Genomic DNA, 16,495 nt, shown 5'->3' with positions numbered 1-16,495 from the left:
CTGTCTTGGTGATCACTGGAGGGGTGGCCGCCGGGCCGGGCCTCCTCCGGTCTGGCGAAGCTCCGGACTCCCGGCCCTGCACCTTCCCGGCCTCGCGACTCCTCGGGCCGCTGACTCCCCGGGCCGCTGACTTCTCGGGCCGCCGACTTCTCGGGCCGCCGGCTTCTCGGGCCGCCGGCTTCTCGGGCCGCCGGCTTCTCGGGCCGCCGGCTTCTCGGGCCGCCGGCTTCTCGGGCCGCCGGCTTCTCGGGCCGCCGGCTTCTCGGGCCGCCGGCTTCTCGGGCCGCCGGCTTCTCGGGCCGCCGGCTTCTCGGGCCGACTCCTCGGGCCGCCGACTCCTCAGGCCCTCCGCCTCCTCGCCCGGGGCCCGCCGCCTCCCTCCGGCCCGCCGCCTATCCGAAGCCCCGACGGTCAACCCGGCATTGCCACCACCGCAGCCGCCGCCATCTGCCCTTGATCGCCGGAACCGTGACGTGGGGGTCGTTGGGAGGGTTGTGATGGCGCGGTTTCGGCGATCATGCGGGCTGCGCCGGCCTTGATCGCCGGGACCGTGCCGTCAGGGTCGTCGGGCGGGCAGTGGTGGTGCGGTTTCCGCGATCATGGGGCCGGCAGTGCCGGTGATCGTCGGAAGTGTGACGTGGCGGTCGTTCGGAGGGCCGTGGCGGCGCGGTCCCGGTGATCACCGCGCGACGGCCGCCCGGCCGCCCACCAGCTCGGCTCATCGCCCGGCCCGGCCGCCGCCGGCTCAGCTCCCTCGCCCGGCCAGTCCGCCGCCGGCTCGGCTCCTCGCCCGGCCAGTCCGCCGCCGGCTCGGCTCCTCGCCCGGCCAGTCCGCCGCCGGCTCGGCTCCTCGCCCGGCCAGTCCGCCGCCGGCTCGGCTCCTCGCCCGGCCAGTCCGCCGCCGGCTCGGCTCCTCGCCCGACCAGTCCGCCGCCGGCTCGGCCCGTCGCCCCGGCCCGACCGTCACCGGCTCAGCCGCCGCCCGGCCCCGACCCCCGGCTCGGTCCGTCCGACCGTCGGCCTCGGCCCGGGCGCCGGAGCAACCGGCGCCCGACGCCGAACACGGGGCCGCAGGCCCTGATCGCGGGGGTGCGCCGCGGCGGCCCCCCACGACCACCACGCCGCACCCGAAAGGAACAGCTAGTTCAGCGGCTGCGTCCCCTCCGGCAGCGCCCCGCCGGCGAGGAGGTCGCGGGTGAGGCCGGCGAGGTGGGTCAGCACCGACCGCTGGCTCCACGGCCCGAACGACACCCGCGCGACCCCCAGCTCGGCCATCCGCGCCTGCGGCACCGACCCGGGCACGTGGATGAGGCTGACCTTCCGCTCCCCGATGCCCTCGACGAGCGCCGTGATCGTGGCCTCGTCGAACTTGCCGGGCACGAACACGCAGGTCGCGCCGGCGTCGAGGAACGCGCGGCCGCGCTCGACGGCGTCGGTCAGGACCTCGGCGCGGTCGCGGTCGCCCGCCTTGAGGAACGCGTCGGTGCGGGCGTTGAGGACGAAGTCGACGCCCTCGGCCTCGCCCGCCTTCACCGCAGCGGTGACGGCGGCGACGGAGTCGGCGAGGGGCTGCATCCTGTCCTCGAGGTTGGCCCCGACGATCCCGACGCCGATCGCGCGGCGGACGGTCTCGCCGGCGTCGCCGTAGCCGCTCTCGAGGTCGGCGCTCACGGGGAGGTCCACGGCGGCGGCGATGCGCCCCACCATGTCGATCATCAGGTCGCGCGGGATCTGCTCCCCGTCGGGGTAGCCCAGGGTCGCGGCGATGGAGTGGCTGGCGGTGGCGAGGGCTGTGCTGCCCTGGTCGGCCACCACCTTCGCGCTGATGGCGTCCCAGACGTTGACGACGACGAGCAGTTCGGGAGCGGAGTGCAGGCGCCGGAGTCCGGCGGCCTTCTCGGAGAGGGTCACGGGGGCAGGCTAGGGGCTCACCGCCCCCACCCGCCGATGTGCGAGCCGTGTAACCCCTGTGTCACCGGGAGCCGCACGTCCGTAACGGCCGCTCCTTACCGTCGCCCGCATGAGTCGCCGGGTGGTCGTGGTCGGGAACGGGATGGTGGGTGCCCGTCTGTGCGACGAGGTGCGCCGCCGCGACCCCGACGGGCGCCGCGTCCGCCTCACCGTCCTCGGCGCCGAGCCGCGCCCGGCCTACAACCGCGTGCTGCTCTCGACCGTCCTCGCGGGCGGGCTCACGCCGCGCGCGGTCGAGCTGTACCCGGGCGGCTGGGCCGCGCGGCGGCGGATCGACCTCCGCCTCGGCGTCGCCGCCGTCAAGATCGACCGCAGTCGCCGGGTCGTTCTCGCCGATGACGGCACCGAGGAGCCCTACGACGAGCTCGTGCTGGCCACGGGCAGCCGCGCGCACGTCCCCGCGGGGCCGGGGTTCGAGCACGCCACCGCATTCCGGGACCTCGACGACTGCGCGGCGATCCTGGACCGCGCCCGCCCCGGCACGCGGTTCGCGGTGCTCGGCGGGGGCCTGCTGGGCTGCGAGGCCGCGCGCGGGCTCGCCGGCCGCGGCACGCGCGTCACGCTGCTGCACCGCGGGCCGCACCTCATGGAGCGCCAGGTCGACGCCGGCGCGGGCCACGTGCTCGCGGCGACGCTGGAGCGGCTCGGCGTGGAGGTCCGCACCGGGGTGCGCGCGCTCGGGTGGGAGCCCGGGGCCGGGCTGCGCCTGGACGGCGGTGAGCTGCTCGACGCCGACGCGCTCGTCGTCGCCACCGGGGTGCGGGCCGAGACCGGCCTGGCCCACGACGCCGGGATCGCGACCGACGCCGGTGTGCTCGTCGACGACCGCCTCGCCACCTCCGACGACCGCGTGCACGCCGTCGGCGACTGCGCCCAGCACGCGGGGGCCGTCGCCGGGGTGGTGCAGCCCGGCTGGGAGCAGGCCGCGGTGCTCGCCGACCTGCTCACCGGCACCGACCCCGCCGCCCGCTACCGCGGCACCCGCACCGTCACCCGGCTCAAGGCGCGCGACGTCGACCTGGCCACGGTCGGCGACCCGGCGCTCCTCGACGCCTCGTCGCTGCGCTTCTCCGACCCCGCCTCGGGCCGCTACGCCGCGCTGGCGTTCCGCGACGAGCGGGTCGTCGCGGGCGCGGTGCTGGGCCTGCCCGACGCCGCGGCGACCGTCGTCCAGTTCTTCGACGGCGCGCTGCCGGTGGCCGAGGGCGACCGGCTCGCGCTGCTGCTGGGCCGCGCGCTGCCCGGCGCGGCCGAGACCGCCGACCCCGGCCGCCTGCCGTCGTCGGCGGTGGTGTGCCGCTGCAACACCGTCACCAAGGGCGCGCTGATCACGGCCTGGCGCGCCGGCGCGACCGACCCGCCCGCGCTCGCGCGGGCCACGCGCGCCACCACCGGCTGCGGGAGCTGCGGCGACACCGTCCGCGGCATCTGCTCGTGGCTGGCCCAGAGCGATCCGATCGAGTCCGATCCACCGGTGCTCAGCGCCGTGCGGGAGGGAGCGGCATGAGGGAACTCGTCGTCATCGGCAACGGGATGGTCGGGCACCGCCTGGTCCAGGCCCTGTGCGACCGCGACCGGTCCGGGGAGTGGCGCATCACCGTCCTCGGGGAGGAGGCGCGGCCGGCCTACGACCGGGTCGCGCTGTCGTCCTACGTCGACGGGGCCAGCGCCGAGGACCTGACGCTGGCCGAGCTCACCGACGCCGTCGACCTGCACCTGGGCGACCCGGTCGTCACGATCGACCGCGACGACCGCCGCGTCACCACGGCGTCCGGCCGGGTCCTGCCCTACGACGCGCTCGTGCTGGCCACCGGCTCGGTGCCGTTCGTGCCGCCGGTGCCGGGCCGCGACCTGCCCGGCTGCTTCGTCTACCGCACCCTCGACGACCTCGACGCGATCAAGGCCGCCGCGGCCGCCGCCGTCGCCCGGCCCGGACCGGGTCGGCGCTCGGCCGTCGTGGTCGGGGGCGGGCTGCTCGGTCTGGAGGCGGCGCGGGCGCTGCGCTCGCTGGGGCTCTCGCCGCAGGTCGTGGAGATCGCGCCGCGGCTGATGCCGGTGCAGGTCGACGAGGGCGGTGGGGCGCTGCTGCGGCGCATCATCGAGTCCGAGGACCTCGCGGTGCGCTGCGGCGTCTCCGTCAACGGGATCGCCGAGGACCGGGGCCGGCTGGTCGCCACCCTGTCCGACGGTGTGGAGCTCGACGCCGACCTCGTCGTCTTCTCCGCCGGCATCCGCCCCGCCGACGCCCTGGCCCGCGCGGCCGGGCTGCGGCTGGGGGAGCGCGGCGGCGTGTTCGTCGACGACCGCTGCCGCACCTCCGACGAGCACGTGTGGGCGATCGGCGAGGTCGCGGCGCTGGAGGGGCGCACCTACGGGCTCGTGGCGCCGGGGTACGCGATGGCCGAGGTCGTCGCCGACCGCCTGCTCGGCGGGCCCGCCACGATGACGCCCGCGGAGCTCGACATGTCGACGCAGCTGAAGATGCTCGGCGTCGACGTCGCCAGCTTCGGCGACGCGCAGGGGAGCACGCCGGGCGCGCTGGAGGTCGTCGTCAACGACCCGGTGGCGGGCACGTACGCGAAGCTCGTGGTGTCCGACGACGCCCGCACGCTGCTGGGCGGCGTGCTCGTCGGCGACGCGTCGAAGTACGCGACGCTGCGCCCGCTCGTCGGGTCGCCGCTGCCGGCCGACCCGGTCGCGATGATCGCGCCCGGCGGGGTCGAGCTGGGGGCCGACGCGCTGCCCGACTCCGCGCAGATCTGCTCGTGCAACGCCGTCACCAAGGGCGCGATCGTGCACGCGATCCACGACGGCGCCGCCACCGTGCCGGAGCTGAAGAGCTGCACGCGGGCCGGCACGAGCTGCGGGTCGTGCGTGCCGCTGCTCAAGAAGCTGCTCGTGGACTCCGGCGTCGAGGTGTCCAAGGCGCTGTGCGAGCACTTCGCGCAGTCGCGGGCCGAGCTGTTCGAGATCGTCAGGGGGTCCGGGATCCGGACCTTCTCCGAGCTGGTCGCGCGCCACGGCACCGGCCGCGGCTGCGACATCTGCAAGCCCGCCGTCGCGTCGATCCTGGCGTCGACCGGGCCCGGTCACGTCCACGACGGCGAGCGCGCCACCCTGCAGGACACCAACGACCACTTCCTGGCGAACCTGCAGCGCAACGGCACGTACTCGGTGGTGCCGCGGCTCGCGGGCGGGGAGGTCACGCCCGAGGGGCTGATCGTCATCGGCGAGGTGGCGCGCGACTTCGGGCTCTACACGAAGATCACCGGCGGACAGCGGATCGACATGTTCGGCGCCCGCGTCGAGCAGCTGCCCGCGATCTGGCGCCGGCTCGTCGACGCCGGGTTCGAGTCCGGGCACGCGTACGGGAAGTCGCTGCGCACGGTGAAGTCGTGCGTCGGGACGACGTGGTGCCGCTACGGCGTGCAGGACTCCGTCGGGCTCGCCGTCGCCCTCGAGCTGCGCTACCGCGGGCTGCGCAGCCCGCACAAGCTCAAGTCCGGGGTGTCGGGCTGCGCGCGCGAGTGCGCGGAGGCCCGCAGCAAGGACTTCGGGATCATCGCGACGGAGGAGGGCTGGAACCTCTACGTCGGCGGCAACGGCGGGTTCACCCCGCGCCACGCCGAGCTGCTCGCCTCCGACCTCGACACGGAGACGCTGGTGAAGCTCATCGACCGCTACCTCATGTTCTACATCCGCACCGCCGACCGGCTGCAGCGCACCGCCCCGTGGATCGAGTCGCTCGAGGGCGGGCTGGAGCACCTGCGCGCGGTCGTCGTCGACGACTCCCTGGGGATCTGCGCCGACCTGGAGGCCGCCATGGACGAGCACGTGGGCAACTACGCCGACGAGTGGCGCGGCGTGCTGGAGGACGAGGAGAAGCTCGCGCGCTTCGTGTCCTTCGTCAACGCGCCGGACACGCCCGACCCGCTGGTGCAGGTCCGCGAGGAGCGCGGGCAGCCGGTGCCGGTCGCGCTGGGGATGCCGGTGGTGGGCGCGTGACCGCCGTGGAGAACCCCTCGTGCGCGGAAACCGTGGCCGGGGCGACGGACGCCGCTCACGGGCGGTGGGAGCGCGTCTGCCCGCTGGAGCGGCTGATGCCGGAGCGGGGGGTGGCGGCGCTGTTCGGCGACGTCCAGGTCGCGCTGTTCCGCACCCACGACGGCGCGGTGCACGCGGTCGGCAACGTCGACCCGTTCTCCGGCGCCGCGGTCGTGTCGCGCGGGATCGTCGGCGACCGCGCCGGTGTGCCGACCGTTGCGTCGCCGGTCTACAAGCAGGCGTTCAGCCTCCTCGACGGGCGCTGCCTCGACGACCCGGACGTGTCCTTGCCCTCTTATCCGGTGCGGGTCGAGGACGGGCACGTGCACGTCGGGCTACCGTGGTAGCCGCCGTGACCACCACCACCGCACCCTCGCCGCTGACCGACGTCCCGCCTCTGGCCGGGTTCACCGTCGGCGTCACCGCCGCGCGCCGGGCCGAGGAGCTGGGCACGATGCTGGCGCGGCGCGGGGCGTGCGTCGTGCACGGCCCGGCGCTGCGGATCGTCCCCGTCGCCGACGACACCGAGCTGCTCGCCGCCACCCGCGACCTCATCGCCGACCCGCCCGACATCACCGTCGCCACCACCGGCATCGGCTACCGCGGCTGGGTCGAGGCGGCCGACGGCTGGGGCCTGGGCGAGGACCTGCTCCGCGCGCTGGGCTCCGGCACGCTGCTCGCCCGTGGCCCCAAGGCCCGCGGCGCGATCCGGGCGTCCGGCCTGGTCGACGCGTGGTCGCCGCCGTCGGAGTCCTCGGCCGAGGTGCTGGAGTACCTGCTCGCCGGCCCGCCGCTCGACGGGAAGCGCATCGCGGTGCAGCTGCACGGCGAGCCGCTGCCCGACGTCGTCGAGGCGCTGGAGATCGCGGGCGCGTCCGTCGTCCAGATCCCGGTGTACCGCTGGCTGCCGCCCGCCGACCTCGGCCCGCTCGACCGCCTGCTCGACGCCGTCCTCTCCGGCGGCATCGACGCCCTCGCCTTCACCAGCGCGCCCGCCGCCGCCGGCCTGCTCGCCCGCGCCGCCGAGCGCGGGGTGCGCGAGCAGTTGGTCGACGCCCTGCGCGGGCCGGTGCTGTCGCTGTGCGTCGGGCCGGTCACCGCGGCGCCGCTGGAGGCGCTCGACGTCTGCACGGTGCAGCCGCAGCGCTCGCGCCTGGGCGCGATGGTGCGCTGCCTGGAGGCCGAGATGCCCGACCGCGCCCGGCGGCTGCCGGTGGCCGGGCACCGGGTGGAGCTGCGGGGGCAGGCCGTGCTGGTCGACGGGGCGCTGCGCGCCGTGCCGCCCGCCGGGATGGCGCTGCTCCGCGCGCTGGCCCGGCGTCCCGGACGGGTCGTCGGCCGCGCCGACCTGCTGCGCGCCCTGCCCGGCGGGGGCGACGACGAGCACGCCGTCGAGACCGCGATGGCCCGGCTGCGCAGCGCGCTCGGCGAGCCGAAGCTCGTGCAGACCGTCGTCAAGCGCGGCTACCGCCTCGCGCTCGACCCCGCGAGCGGCACCGACCTGGGCGGGCACTGCGTGCACGGGGACGCCCCGTGAGCCTGCTGCTCGTCGCCCACGGCACCCGCCACCCCGGCGGCGCGGTCGTCACCGAGGAGGTGGCCGAGCGCGCCCGCCACGCGCTGGGCGTGCCGGTGGAGGCCTGCTACGTCGACGTCCGGCGGCCCACTCCCGCCGACGCGCTCGCGCTGCTGCCCGGTCCCTGCGTCGCCGTCCCGATGTTCCTGGCCGCGGGCTACCACGTGCGCGTCGACGTGCCGGAGCAGATCCGCGCCACCGGCCGCACCGACGTCCTCGTCGGCGACACGTTCGGCCCCGACCCCGCGCTCGTCGGGGTGGCCGCCGACCGCCTGCACGCCGCCGGGCTGCGTCCCGGTGACGCCGTGGTGCTCGCCGTCGCCGGGTCGTCGGACCCGTACGCCCAGGCCGACGGCGCACTGGCCGCCCGCCGCCTCGGCCACCGCCTCGGCCGCCCGGTCAGCCTGGCCACGATCGCGACCGGGGGGCCGCGGGTGCCCGAGACGGTCGCCGCCCTGCGCGCCGAGGGGGCCGAGCGGGTGGCGGTGGCGTCCTGGCTGCTGGCCCCGGGCCTGTTCCAGCAGGGCCTCGACGACGCGGGCGCCGACGTGGTGGCCGCGCCGCTGGCGGCCCACGACGCGGTGATCGGGCTGGTGGTGGCGCGGTACGAGGCGGCCCTGGCCGCCGGGGTGGTGCAGACGGCCTGAGGCCGCCGCCCGCCTAGCCCGCTGCCCAGCTCGCCCGCCCAGCCCGTCGCCCGCCAGCCCGCCGCCCGCCAGCCCGCGCAGCCCGCCGCCCGCGCAGCCCGCCGCCCGCGCAGCCCGCCGCCCGCGCAGCCCGCCGCTCCCAGTGCGCCCGCCGCCCCGCCCCTCTAGTGACAGTGGAGTGGCTTTACTGGCGCCCAGTGGCAGTAAAGCCACTTCACTGTCACTTGGGGCGGGAGCGGGGGCGGGGAGGGGCGCGGGGCGCGGGGCTGGGGCGGGGCTGGGCGCGTCAGCCCTTGCGCCGGGGGAGCCGGCCGTCCACCAGCAGCACCCCCTCCACCCGCAACCGCGCCGCCTGCTCCCGGGCGATCTGCGGCGCGCAGGTGCCGTCGGCCCGCAGGACGCGGTGCCAGGGCAGGTCGTGGCCGTCCTCGGCGAGGATCCGGCCGACCAGGCGGGCGCGGCCGGGCAGGCCCGCGCGGGCGGCGACCTCGCCGTAGCTCGACGTCGTGCCCGGCGGGATCGCGCGGACGACCTCCCGCACGCGCTCGAGCGTCTCCTCGTCCATCTAACCGCCCAGGAACGCGGACACGTGCGCGGCGACCTCGGCCGTGCGCTCCAGGAACACCATGTGCCTGGCGTCGACGGGGGCGACGGTGAGGTCGTCGCCCAGCGCGGTGCGGCAGGCGTCGACCCAGGACGGTGCGACGAAGTCGGCCCGCGTGGCGGGTACCAGCAGCGTCGGCACCGCCGGGACGACGGCCGGGCGGGCCATCTCGCCCCACGCCGCGACGACGGCGGCGCGGGAGTAGCGGTAGCGCAGCCGGTCCCCGTCGGGGACGAGGTGGGCGGCGAGCTCGGCGTCGACGAGTGCCGCGTCGATGCCCTCCCAGCGCTGCGCGCGGTCGGCGCGGGCGGTGGCGAGGTCGGGGTAGGACTCGTCGGCGCGGGTGTCCTCGGCGGCCGCGAGCATGTCGTCGGCGTCGAGCCCGATGGCCGGGTCGAGCAGCACGACCCGCTCCACCCGCTCGGGCGCCGTGCGGGACAGGTGCACCGCGATCGCGCCGCCGAAGGAGTGCCCGATCACCGGGACGCGGTCGAGGCCCCCGGCATCGAGGACGGCGAGGACGTCGGCGACGTGCTGCTCGAGGCCCCACGGCGGGGTCCAGGGGGAGCGGCCGTGCCCGCGGAGGTCGACGCCGAGCACCTCGTGCCCGGGCAGCGCGTCGGCGAGGACCTGCCAGCGCTCCCCGTGACCGGTGACGCCGTGCAGGGCGAGGACGGGGGTGCCGACGCCGAGCCGGTGGAGGTGCAGGGGCACGGCGAGATCGTCGCACGGCGGTGCGGGTGGGGGTCGGACGTGCCGCTCCGAGGGTCAGGAAAGCCACGTTCCCGCCATCTGGTTGCGGGAACGTGGCTTTCCTGCAACTCGGGACGGGGGGACGCGCACCCCCACCGCCCGGGCGGGCCGCGGGACTGTCGGGGCCCCGTGGTTGCATCGTTCCCGTGACTCGGACCCTCGCTCCCGCACGGGTGGCGCCCGGCCTGGTGCGCGCCCCGCGCCCCGGCCTGGTCGCGCCCGAGTGGGACGCCGCGGGGCAGCGGGTGCTCGCGCACACCGCGGGCCCGCTGCGGGTCGTCGGCGGGCCGGGCACGGGCAAGACCACGCTGCTGCTGGCGGCCATCGCGGGGCGGCTGGCCGCGGGCGAGGACCCCGCGCGCACGCTCCTGCTGGTCGGGAGCAGGCGCGCGGCGGAGGAGTTCCGGGAGCGGTTGGCCGATCTCGCCCTCGACGACGAGCGCACGCTGCGCGAGCCGCTGGTCCGCACGGTCCACTCGTACGCGTTCGGCGTGCTGCGGCTGCACGCCGCCCGCCACGGCGACCCGCCACCGCGGCTGCTCGCGAGCGCCGAGCAGGACGCCGTGGTGCGCGATCTGCTGGCCGGGGAGCTGTTCGGTGACGTCCCCGGCTCCGGCTGGTCCGAGCGCCTGCACCCGGCGCTCGGCGTGCCCGGGTTCGCCGCGGAGCTGCGCGAGCTGATCCTGCGCGCCGCCGAGCGCGGGCTGGGCCCCGACGAGCTGGCTGAGCTGGGCGAGCGCCACGACGTGCCGGCCTGGAGCGCCGCGGGGCGCTTCTTCCGCACCTACGAGCAGGTCACGCTGCTGCGCGGCGCCGCGGGCCGGGGCGCCCCGCAGGCCACCGCGCCCGCCCTCGACGCCGCGGAGCTGGTCTCGGCGGCGCTCGACGCGCTGGCGTCCGACCCCGACCTGCTCGCGGCCGAGCGCCACCGCGTGCGCCACCTGCTCGTCGACGACGCCCAGGACCTCGACCCCCAGCAGATGGAGCTCGTGCGGGCGCTGGGCTCCACCGCGCGCACGGTGCTGCTGGCCGGCGATCCCGACCAGGCGGTGCTGGCCTTCCGCGGCGCCGACCCCGACGGCATGAACGCGATCGACGCCGAGACCGTCGTGCTCCGCACCGACCACCGCGGTTCCCCGGTCGTCCGCGCGGCCGGCTCGCGGCTCGCGGCGCGCCTGCCCGGCGCGGGGGCGGGTCGCACGCGCGTCGGGGCGGCGGGGGAGGACCCCGACGCGGGCTCCGTCGACGTCCGGATCTTCGCCTCCGCCGCGCAGGAGGCCGGCTGGGTCGCCGACCGGCTGCGCCGCGCCCACCTCACCGACGGCGTGCCGTGGTCGCGGATGGCCGTGCTCGCCCGGTCCACCCGCCGCTCGCTGCCCACGCTGCGGCGTGCGCTGCTCGCCGCGGGCGTCCCGATCGCCGCGCCGCCCGACGAGCTGCCGATCGCCCGTCAGCCCGCGGTCGTCCCGCTGCTCATGGTGCTGCGCTTCGCCGCGCGGCCCGCGGAGCTCGACGCCGACGCGGCCACCGCGCTGCTCACCTCGCCGCTCGGCTCGGCCGACCCGATGCGGATGCGCCGCCTGCGCCGCGGCCTGCTGCGCCTGCACGCCGGGGGCCCGGACGCCGGGCCGGACGCCGCCTCCGAGGGCTCCGATCCGCTGCTCGTCGAGGCCCTGCAGGCCGCGGCGCGCGGGCGTCCCGACCCGCTGGCCGCCCTGCCGCCGAGCGAGACCGCGCCGCTCCGCCGCGTCGGGGCGCTGCTCGCGCTGGCCGGCGACGCCGTGCGCGACGGCGAGAGCGCCGAGGAGGTGCTGTGGCGGGTGTGGCAGCGCTGCGGCCTCGGGCAGCGCTGGAGCGAGGCGAGCGCGCGGGGCGGCCCCGCCGGTGCCGCCGCCGACCGCGACCTCGACGCCGTCCTCGCCCTCTTCGACGCCGCCGCCCGCCACACCGACCGGCTGCCCGGGGCGGGGGTCGTCGGCTTCACCGAGTACCTCACCGAGCAGCACCTGCCCACCGACACCCTCGCCGCCCGCGCGCCCCGCGGCGACGCCGTCGTCCTGCTCACCGCGCACGCCGCCCGCGGGCGCGAGTGGGACGTCGTCGCGGTGCCCGGTGTGCAGGAGGGCGCCTGGCCCGACCTGCGGCTGCGCGGCAGCCTGCTCGGCAACGAGCGGCTCGTCGACCTCGTCGCGGGGGTCGCGGCGCCCCAGGAGACGGTCTCGCGGATGGCGCCGCTGCTGGCCGAGGAGCGGCGGCTGTTCTACTCCGCGTGCACCCGCGCCCGGCACGCGCTGCTGGTCAGCGCGGTGTCCACCGGCCCCGGCAAGGGCGACGACGAGCAGCCCTCCCGCTTCCTCGACGAGCTCGACCCGCTGCCCGCAGAGAAGGCCGAGCGCCCGGTGCACCGGCCGGGCCGCGCGCTGGTCCTCGCCGAGCTGGTGGGGGAGCTGCGCCGAGCCGTCTGCGACCCCGGCGCCGATCCCGCCCGCCACCGGCGCGCCGCTGCCGCGCTGGCCCGCCTGGCCGAGGCGGGAGTGCCCGGCGCCCACCCCGACCAGTGGTACGGGCTGGCCCCGCTGTCGTCGCAGGCGCCACTGCGCGAGCCCGGCGAGGTCGTGCCGGTGAGCCCGTCCGACGTCGAGAAGATCCTGCGCTGCCCGCTGCGGTGGGCGCTGGAGCGCCACGGCGGCGGCGACGGCGGCGCGCTGGCGGCGATCACCGGGTCGCTGGTGCACGCGCTGGTCCAGGCCGCGGCGGCGGGAGCGGAGCCCGGCGAGCTGGAGGGGGCGCTGCAGTCGGCGTGGTCGAGGCTCGACGCCGGCGCGCCCTGGTTCGGCCGCCGCGAGCTCACCCGCGTGCGCGGGATGCTGGCGGCGTTCGACGAGTGGGTGCGCGCCAGCCGCGCCGAGGGGCTGCGGCTGGTCGCCGTCGAGCAGGCGGTGCAGCTCGACCTGCCGCCCGACGAGGTGGAGGTCGGCACCGCCGGTCCGTGGCTGCGGCTCAAGGGCCGGGTCGACCGCCTGGAGGCCGACGCGCAGGGCCGCCCGGTCGTCATCGACGTGAAGACCGGCAAGACGGCGGTGAGCGCGCGGGCCGCCGCGGAGCACCCGCAGCTCGCGGTCTACCAGCTCGCCGCCGCGCTGGGGGCGTTCGGCGACCTCGTCGACGCCGCCGCGGGCCCCGGCGGCGCGCGCCTGGTCTACGTCGCCGACCGCAAGGCGAGCGGCGAGGCGAAGGAGCCCGTGCAACCCCCGCTCGACGCCGACGCCGTGCAGCACTGGCGGGCCGTGGTGCGCGATGCGGGCGAGCAGTCGTCGGGCTCGGTGTTCGTCGCCCGCGTCGGCCCCGACTGCGACCGCTGCCCGGTCCGCACCAGCTGCCCCGCCCACGGGTCCGGCCGCCCCGTCACGGAGGCGTAGCCGTGCTGCTCACGCCCCGCGCCCTGGCCACGGCCCTCGGCGTCGACCCGCCCACCGAGGAGCAGGCCGCCGTGATCTCGGCGCCGCCGCGCCCCGCGCTCGTCGTCGCGGGTGCGGGCGCGGGCAAGACCGAGACGATGGCCGCGCGCGTGGTCTGGCTCGTCGCCACCGGTGAGGTGCTGCCCGAGCAGGTGCTCGGCCTCACGTTCACGCGCAAGGCGGCGCAGCAGCTCGGCACGCGGGTGCGGTCGCGGCTGCGGCGCCTGGCCGGCTCCCGGCTGCTCGACGAGCTCGACCCGAGCGGGCAGCGCCGCGCGGCGGTCCTGGCCGGCGAGCCGACGGTGTCCACCTACCACGCCTACGCCGGGCGCCTCGTCGCCGAGCACGCCCTGCGCCTGCCCGCCGAGCCCGCGGCCCGCCTGCTCAGCGAGACGGCGGCGTGGCAGCTCGCGCACCGGGTCGTCAGCACCTGGGCCCACGACCTCGACATCGACCGCGTGCCCGCCACCGTCACCGGCTACCTCCTCTCCCTCGCCGGCGAGCTCGGCGAGCACCTCGTCGGCACCGACGCGGTCCGCGTGCACGCCGAGCGGCTGGCCACGGCGCTGTCGGAGGCGCCGCGGGGCAAGGGGCAGCGGGCCGAGCCGTCGCAGACCTACAAGCGCTGGATCGACGCCCAGCGCATGCGCACCGAGCTGCTGCCGCTGGTGGAGGCGTTCGCGGCGCGCAAGCGCGCGGAGCGGGCCGTCGACTTCTCCGACCAGCTCGCCATCGCCGCCCGCGTCGCCGAGAGCCACCCCGAGGTCGGCGAGACCGAGCGCGCCACCTACCGCGCGGTGCTGCTCGACGAGTACCAGGACACCGGCCACGCCCAGCGCGTGCTGCTGCGCGCGCTGTTCGGCACCGTGCCGGGCGAGCCGGTGCGCCCCGACGGGCCCTCGGTCACGGCCGTCGGCGACCCCTGCCAGTCGATCTACGGCTGGCGCGGCGCGAGCGCGGGCAACCTCGTGCGCTTCCGCTCGGACTTCCCCGCCGGGCCGGACGAGCCCGCCGACGAGTTCGGCCTGCTCACCAGCTTCCGCAACCCGGCCGAGGTGCTGGCGCTGGCCAACGCCGTGTCCGAGCCGCTGCGCACCGCGCCCGGCGCGGTCGGGGTCGGCGAGCTGCGCGCCGGGTCGGGCGAGGTGCGGGGCGACGTGCGGGTGGCGCTGCTGCCCGACGTCGCCACGGAGGTGGGCTGGCTGGCCGACGCCGTCGCCGAGCAGTGGACCGACGGGCGCACGCCCAGCTCCGCGGTGCTCGTGCGGCGCCGCGCCGACATGGATGCCGTCGCCGACGCCCTGCGCGCCCGCGGGCTGCCGGTGGAGGTCGTCGGGCTGGGTGGGCTGCTCGACACGCCGGAGGTCCGCGACCTGGTCAGCGCGCTGAAGCTGGTGTCCGACCCGCTCGCCGGGCCGTCGGCGGTCCGCCTGCTCACCGGGGCCCGCTGGCGCCTGGGCGTCGCCGACCTCGCCGCCCTGTGGGCCCGCGCCCGCGAGCTCGTGCCCGCGCTGCCCAGCCGCCGCGGCCCGCTCACCGCCGCCGAGCTGGCGATGGGCGCGCTGCCCGCGGAGCAGGCCGAGCAGGCGGGCCTGGTCGACGCGCTCGACGACCCGGGCGAGGCCTCCCGCTACACCGCGGCCGGGCACCAGCGGATCGTGCGGCTGGGGCGCGAGCTGAGCTGGCTGCGGGCGCGGGCGTCGGCGCCGCTCACCGACCTCGTCGCCGACGCCGAGCGGCTCCTGCTCCTCGACGCCGAGTCGGCCGCCCGCCCCGGCCCGGTCGGCCGCACGCACCTCGACGCGTTCGCCGACGTCGTCGCCGAGTTCGCGTCCGGCGCCGAGGTCGCCACGCTGCCCGCGCTGCTCGACTACCTCGACACCGCCGAGCAGGCCGAGGACGGGCTCACGCCGGGCGACGTCGAGGTCGCCGACGACCGCGTCCAGGTGCTCACGGTGCACGCGGCCAAGGGCCTGGAGTGGCAGGTCGTGGCCGTGCCGCACCTCGTCACCCAGGTCTTCCCGGGCCGCAAGATCGGCGGGACGTGGCTGACCGACCCGTCGGAGCTGCCGGTGGCGCTGCGCGGCGACGCGATCGACCTGCCCCTGCTCGACCTGCCCGCCGACGGCGACCGCAAGCAGCTCGAGAACGCGGTCAAGGCCCACTCCGAGGCCCTCGACGAGCGCCGGCTCACCGAGGAGCGGCGGCTGTTCTACGTCGCGCTCACCCGCAGCGAGCGGGTGCTGCTGGTGTCCGGGCACCGCTGGCCCGCGGCGGGGGAGAAGCCCAAGGAGCCCTCGGAGTTCCTGGTGCAGATCGCGCAGGCGGTGCCCGAAGCCGTCGAGCAGTGGGCCGAGCCGCCGGAGGACGGCGCGCACAACCCCGCCGTCGTCGACGGTCCCGGGGTGCCGTGGCCGCTCGACCCCCTGGGCGCCCGGTCGGCCGACGTGCACGCCGGCGCCGAGCGGGTCCGGGCCGCGCTCGCCGGGCTCGACGCGGCCCGGGCCGCTCGCGCCGACGCCGCCGATCCGGGCTCCCAGCTGGAGCTGCTCGACGTGCCCGTCGCCGCTCCGGAGCTGGTCACCAGCCCGGATCCCGACGACCCCGGGCCCGCGGAGCCCGACGACCCGGACGAGGACGGGATCGTCGAGGAGGACCCCGAGGGCTGGGCCGCCGACGTCGAGATCCTGCTGGCCGAGCGCGCCGCCGCCCGCGCCCGCCCGACGGTCGCGCTGCCCGCGCAGCTCACCGTCAGCCAGCTCGTCGAGCTCGCCGCCGACCCGGCCGTGCTCGCCGCCCGGCTGCGCCGCCCGCTGCCGCTCCCGCCCAACCCGCACACCCGCCGCGGCACCGCGTTCCACGCCTGGCTGGAGCAGCGCTTCGGCGCCGCCCAGCTGCTCGACCTCGACGAGCTTCCCGGTGCGGCCGACGAGGGCGCCGCCGACGACGACGCGCTCGCCGAGCTGCAGGAGGCCTACCTGCGCAGCGAGTGGGCCGAGCGGCGGCCGGTCGAGGTGGAGGTGCCGTTCGAGACGATCGTCGCCGGGGTCGGTGTGCGCGGGCGGATGGACGCGGTGTTCACCGACCCGGACGGCGGCTGGACCGTCGTCGACTGGAAGACCGGCGCGCTCCCCGACGACGCGCGGCTCCCGGCGCTGTCGGTGCAGCTCGCGGCGTACCGGCTGGCGTGGGCGGCGCTGGCCGGGTGCGACCCCGAGCAGGTGCGGGCGGCGTTCCACTACGTCCGCGCCGACGTCACGCTCCGCCCCGCCGACCTCCTCGACGCCGCCGGGCTGCGGGCGCTGCTGGAGTCGGTGCCGGCAGCGGCGGCTCCAGCGGGCGGCGACGGCCACGCCCAGGCGCTTCCCGCGCGCTGACCCGGTTCCCGCGCGCCGAACACGTTCCCGCGCGTCGCCGGGGGCGCGCAGGAACCGGGAACGCG

The 16,495-nt window shown here is 77.7% G+C and carries 10 protein-coding genes; 7 read left to right on the top strand and 3 right to left on the bottom strand.

Annotated features, from left to right (window positions below):
* Positions 1 to 1,140: 1,140 nt before the first annotated feature.
* Positions 1,141 to 1,911, bottom strand: a complete 771-nt coding sequence (locus HOP40_RS02800; RefSeq protein WP_172154340.1) for an isocitrate lyase/PEP mutase family protein — start codon at positions 1,909 to 1,911, stop codon at positions 1,141 to 1,143.
* Between the two features lie 109 nt (positions 1,912 to 2,020).
* Here HOP40_RS02800 and HOP40_RS02795 point away from each other — a divergent pair, with 109 nt between their 5' ends.
* Genes HOP40_RS02795 through HOP40_RS02775 form a run of 5 tightly spaced genes read left to right on the top strand, consistent with a single transcriptional unit; the run spans position 2,021 to position 8,238 of the window.
* Complete coding sequence (locus HOP40_RS02795; protein ID WP_172154338.1) at positions 2,021 to 3,478, top strand: FAD-dependent oxidoreductase; 1,458 nt, start codon at positions 2,021 to 2,023, stop codon at positions 3,476 to 3,478.
* On the top strand, positions 3,475 to 5,976 hold the full coding sequence (gene nirB / locus HOP40_RS02790; protein WP_172154336.1) for a nitrite reductase large subunit NirB: 2,502 nt from the start codon (positions 3,475 to 3,477) through the stop codon (positions 5,974 to 5,976). The genes HOP40_RS02795 and nirB overlap by 4 nt, the downstream gene beginning before the upstream one ends.
* Positions 5,973 to 6,362: a nitrite reductase small subunit NirD gene (nirD, locus tag HOP40_RS02785; RefSeq protein ID WP_420821783.1), complete on the top strand. Its 390-nt coding sequence runs from the start codon at positions 5,973 to 5,975 to the stop codon at positions 6,360 to 6,362. Before nirB ends, nirD begins: the two co-directional genes overlap by 4 nt.
* 32 nt (positions 6,363 to 6,394) lie before the next feature.
* Positions 6,395 to 7,552 carry a uroporphyrinogen-III synthase gene (locus HOP40_RS02780; RefSeq protein WP_205347236.1) on the top strand — a complete coding sequence of 386 codons (1,158 nt, stop codon included), beginning with the start codon at positions 6,395 to 6,397 and terminating at the stop codon, positions 7,550 to 7,552.
* Positions 7,549 to 8,238 (top strand): sirohydrochlorin chelatase, encoded by a 690-nt coding sequence (locus HOP40_RS02775; protein WP_240157477.1) that lies wholly within the window; start codon positions 7,549 to 7,551, stop codon positions 8,236 to 8,238. The genes HOP40_RS02780 and HOP40_RS02775 overlap by 4 nt, the downstream gene beginning before the upstream one ends.
* A gap of 286 nt (positions 8,239 to 8,524) precedes the next feature.
* On the opposite strand, the gene HOP40_RS02770 is transcribed toward HOP40_RS02775, so the two are convergent.
* Together HOP40_RS02770 and HOP40_RS02765 are read right to left on the bottom strand one after the other, a co-directional pair.
* Entirely contained in the window at positions 8,525 to 8,803 is a 279-nt protein-coding gene (locus HOP40_RS02770; RefSeq protein WP_172154332.1) for an MGMT family protein, read from the bottom strand.
* The gene (locus HOP40_RS02765) at positions 8,804 to 9,556 is read right to left on the bottom strand and encodes an alpha/beta fold hydrolase (RefSeq protein ID WP_172154331.1); all 753 of its coding nucleotides are present in this window, start codon (positions 9,554 to 9,556) and stop codon (positions 8,804 to 8,806) included.
* Positions 9,557 to 9,741: 185 nt separating this feature from the next.
* Here HOP40_RS02765 and HOP40_RS02760 point away from each other — a divergent pair, with 185 nt between their 5' ends.
* Together HOP40_RS02760 and HOP40_RS02755 are read left to right on the top strand one after the other, a co-directional pair.
* Entirely contained in the window at positions 9,742 to 13,014 is a 3,273-nt protein-coding gene (locus HOP40_RS02760) for an ATP-dependent helicase (protein WP_240157476.1), read from the top strand.
* Positions 13,015 to 13,016: 2 nt separating this feature from the next.
* A complete protein-coding gene (locus HOP40_RS02755) occupies positions 13,017 to 16,430 on the top strand; it encodes an ATP-dependent DNA helicase (RefSeq protein ID WP_240157475.1) in 3,414 nt (1,137 codons plus the stop codon).
* Positions 16,431 to 16,495: the final 65 nt, after the last annotated feature.

It is taken from the genome of Pseudonocardia broussonetiae (assembly GCF_013155125.1).
GTDB classification, from domain to species: domain Bacteria; phylum Actinomycetota; class Actinomycetes; order Mycobacteriales; family Pseudonocardiaceae; genus Pseudonocardia; species Pseudonocardia broussonetiae.
Note: the sequence above shows the minus strand (reverse complement) of the source record. Positions and strands in the feature narration are given on the sequence as shown.

Bases quoted from the DNA above. Each gene is read 5' to 3' on its own strand.
- HOP40_RS02770 (WP_172154332.1), bottom strand. From the start codon at position 8,803: ATGGACGAGGAGACGCTCGAGCGCGTGCGGGAGGTCGTCCGCGCGATC.
- nirB (WP_172154336.1), top strand. From the start codon at position 3,475: ATGAGGGAACTCGTCGTCATCGGCAACGGGATGGTCGGGCACCGCCTG.
- HOP40_RS02795 (WP_172154338.1), top strand. From the start codon at position 2,021: ATGAGTCGCCGGGTGGTCGTGGTCGGGAACGGGATGGTGGGTGCCCGT.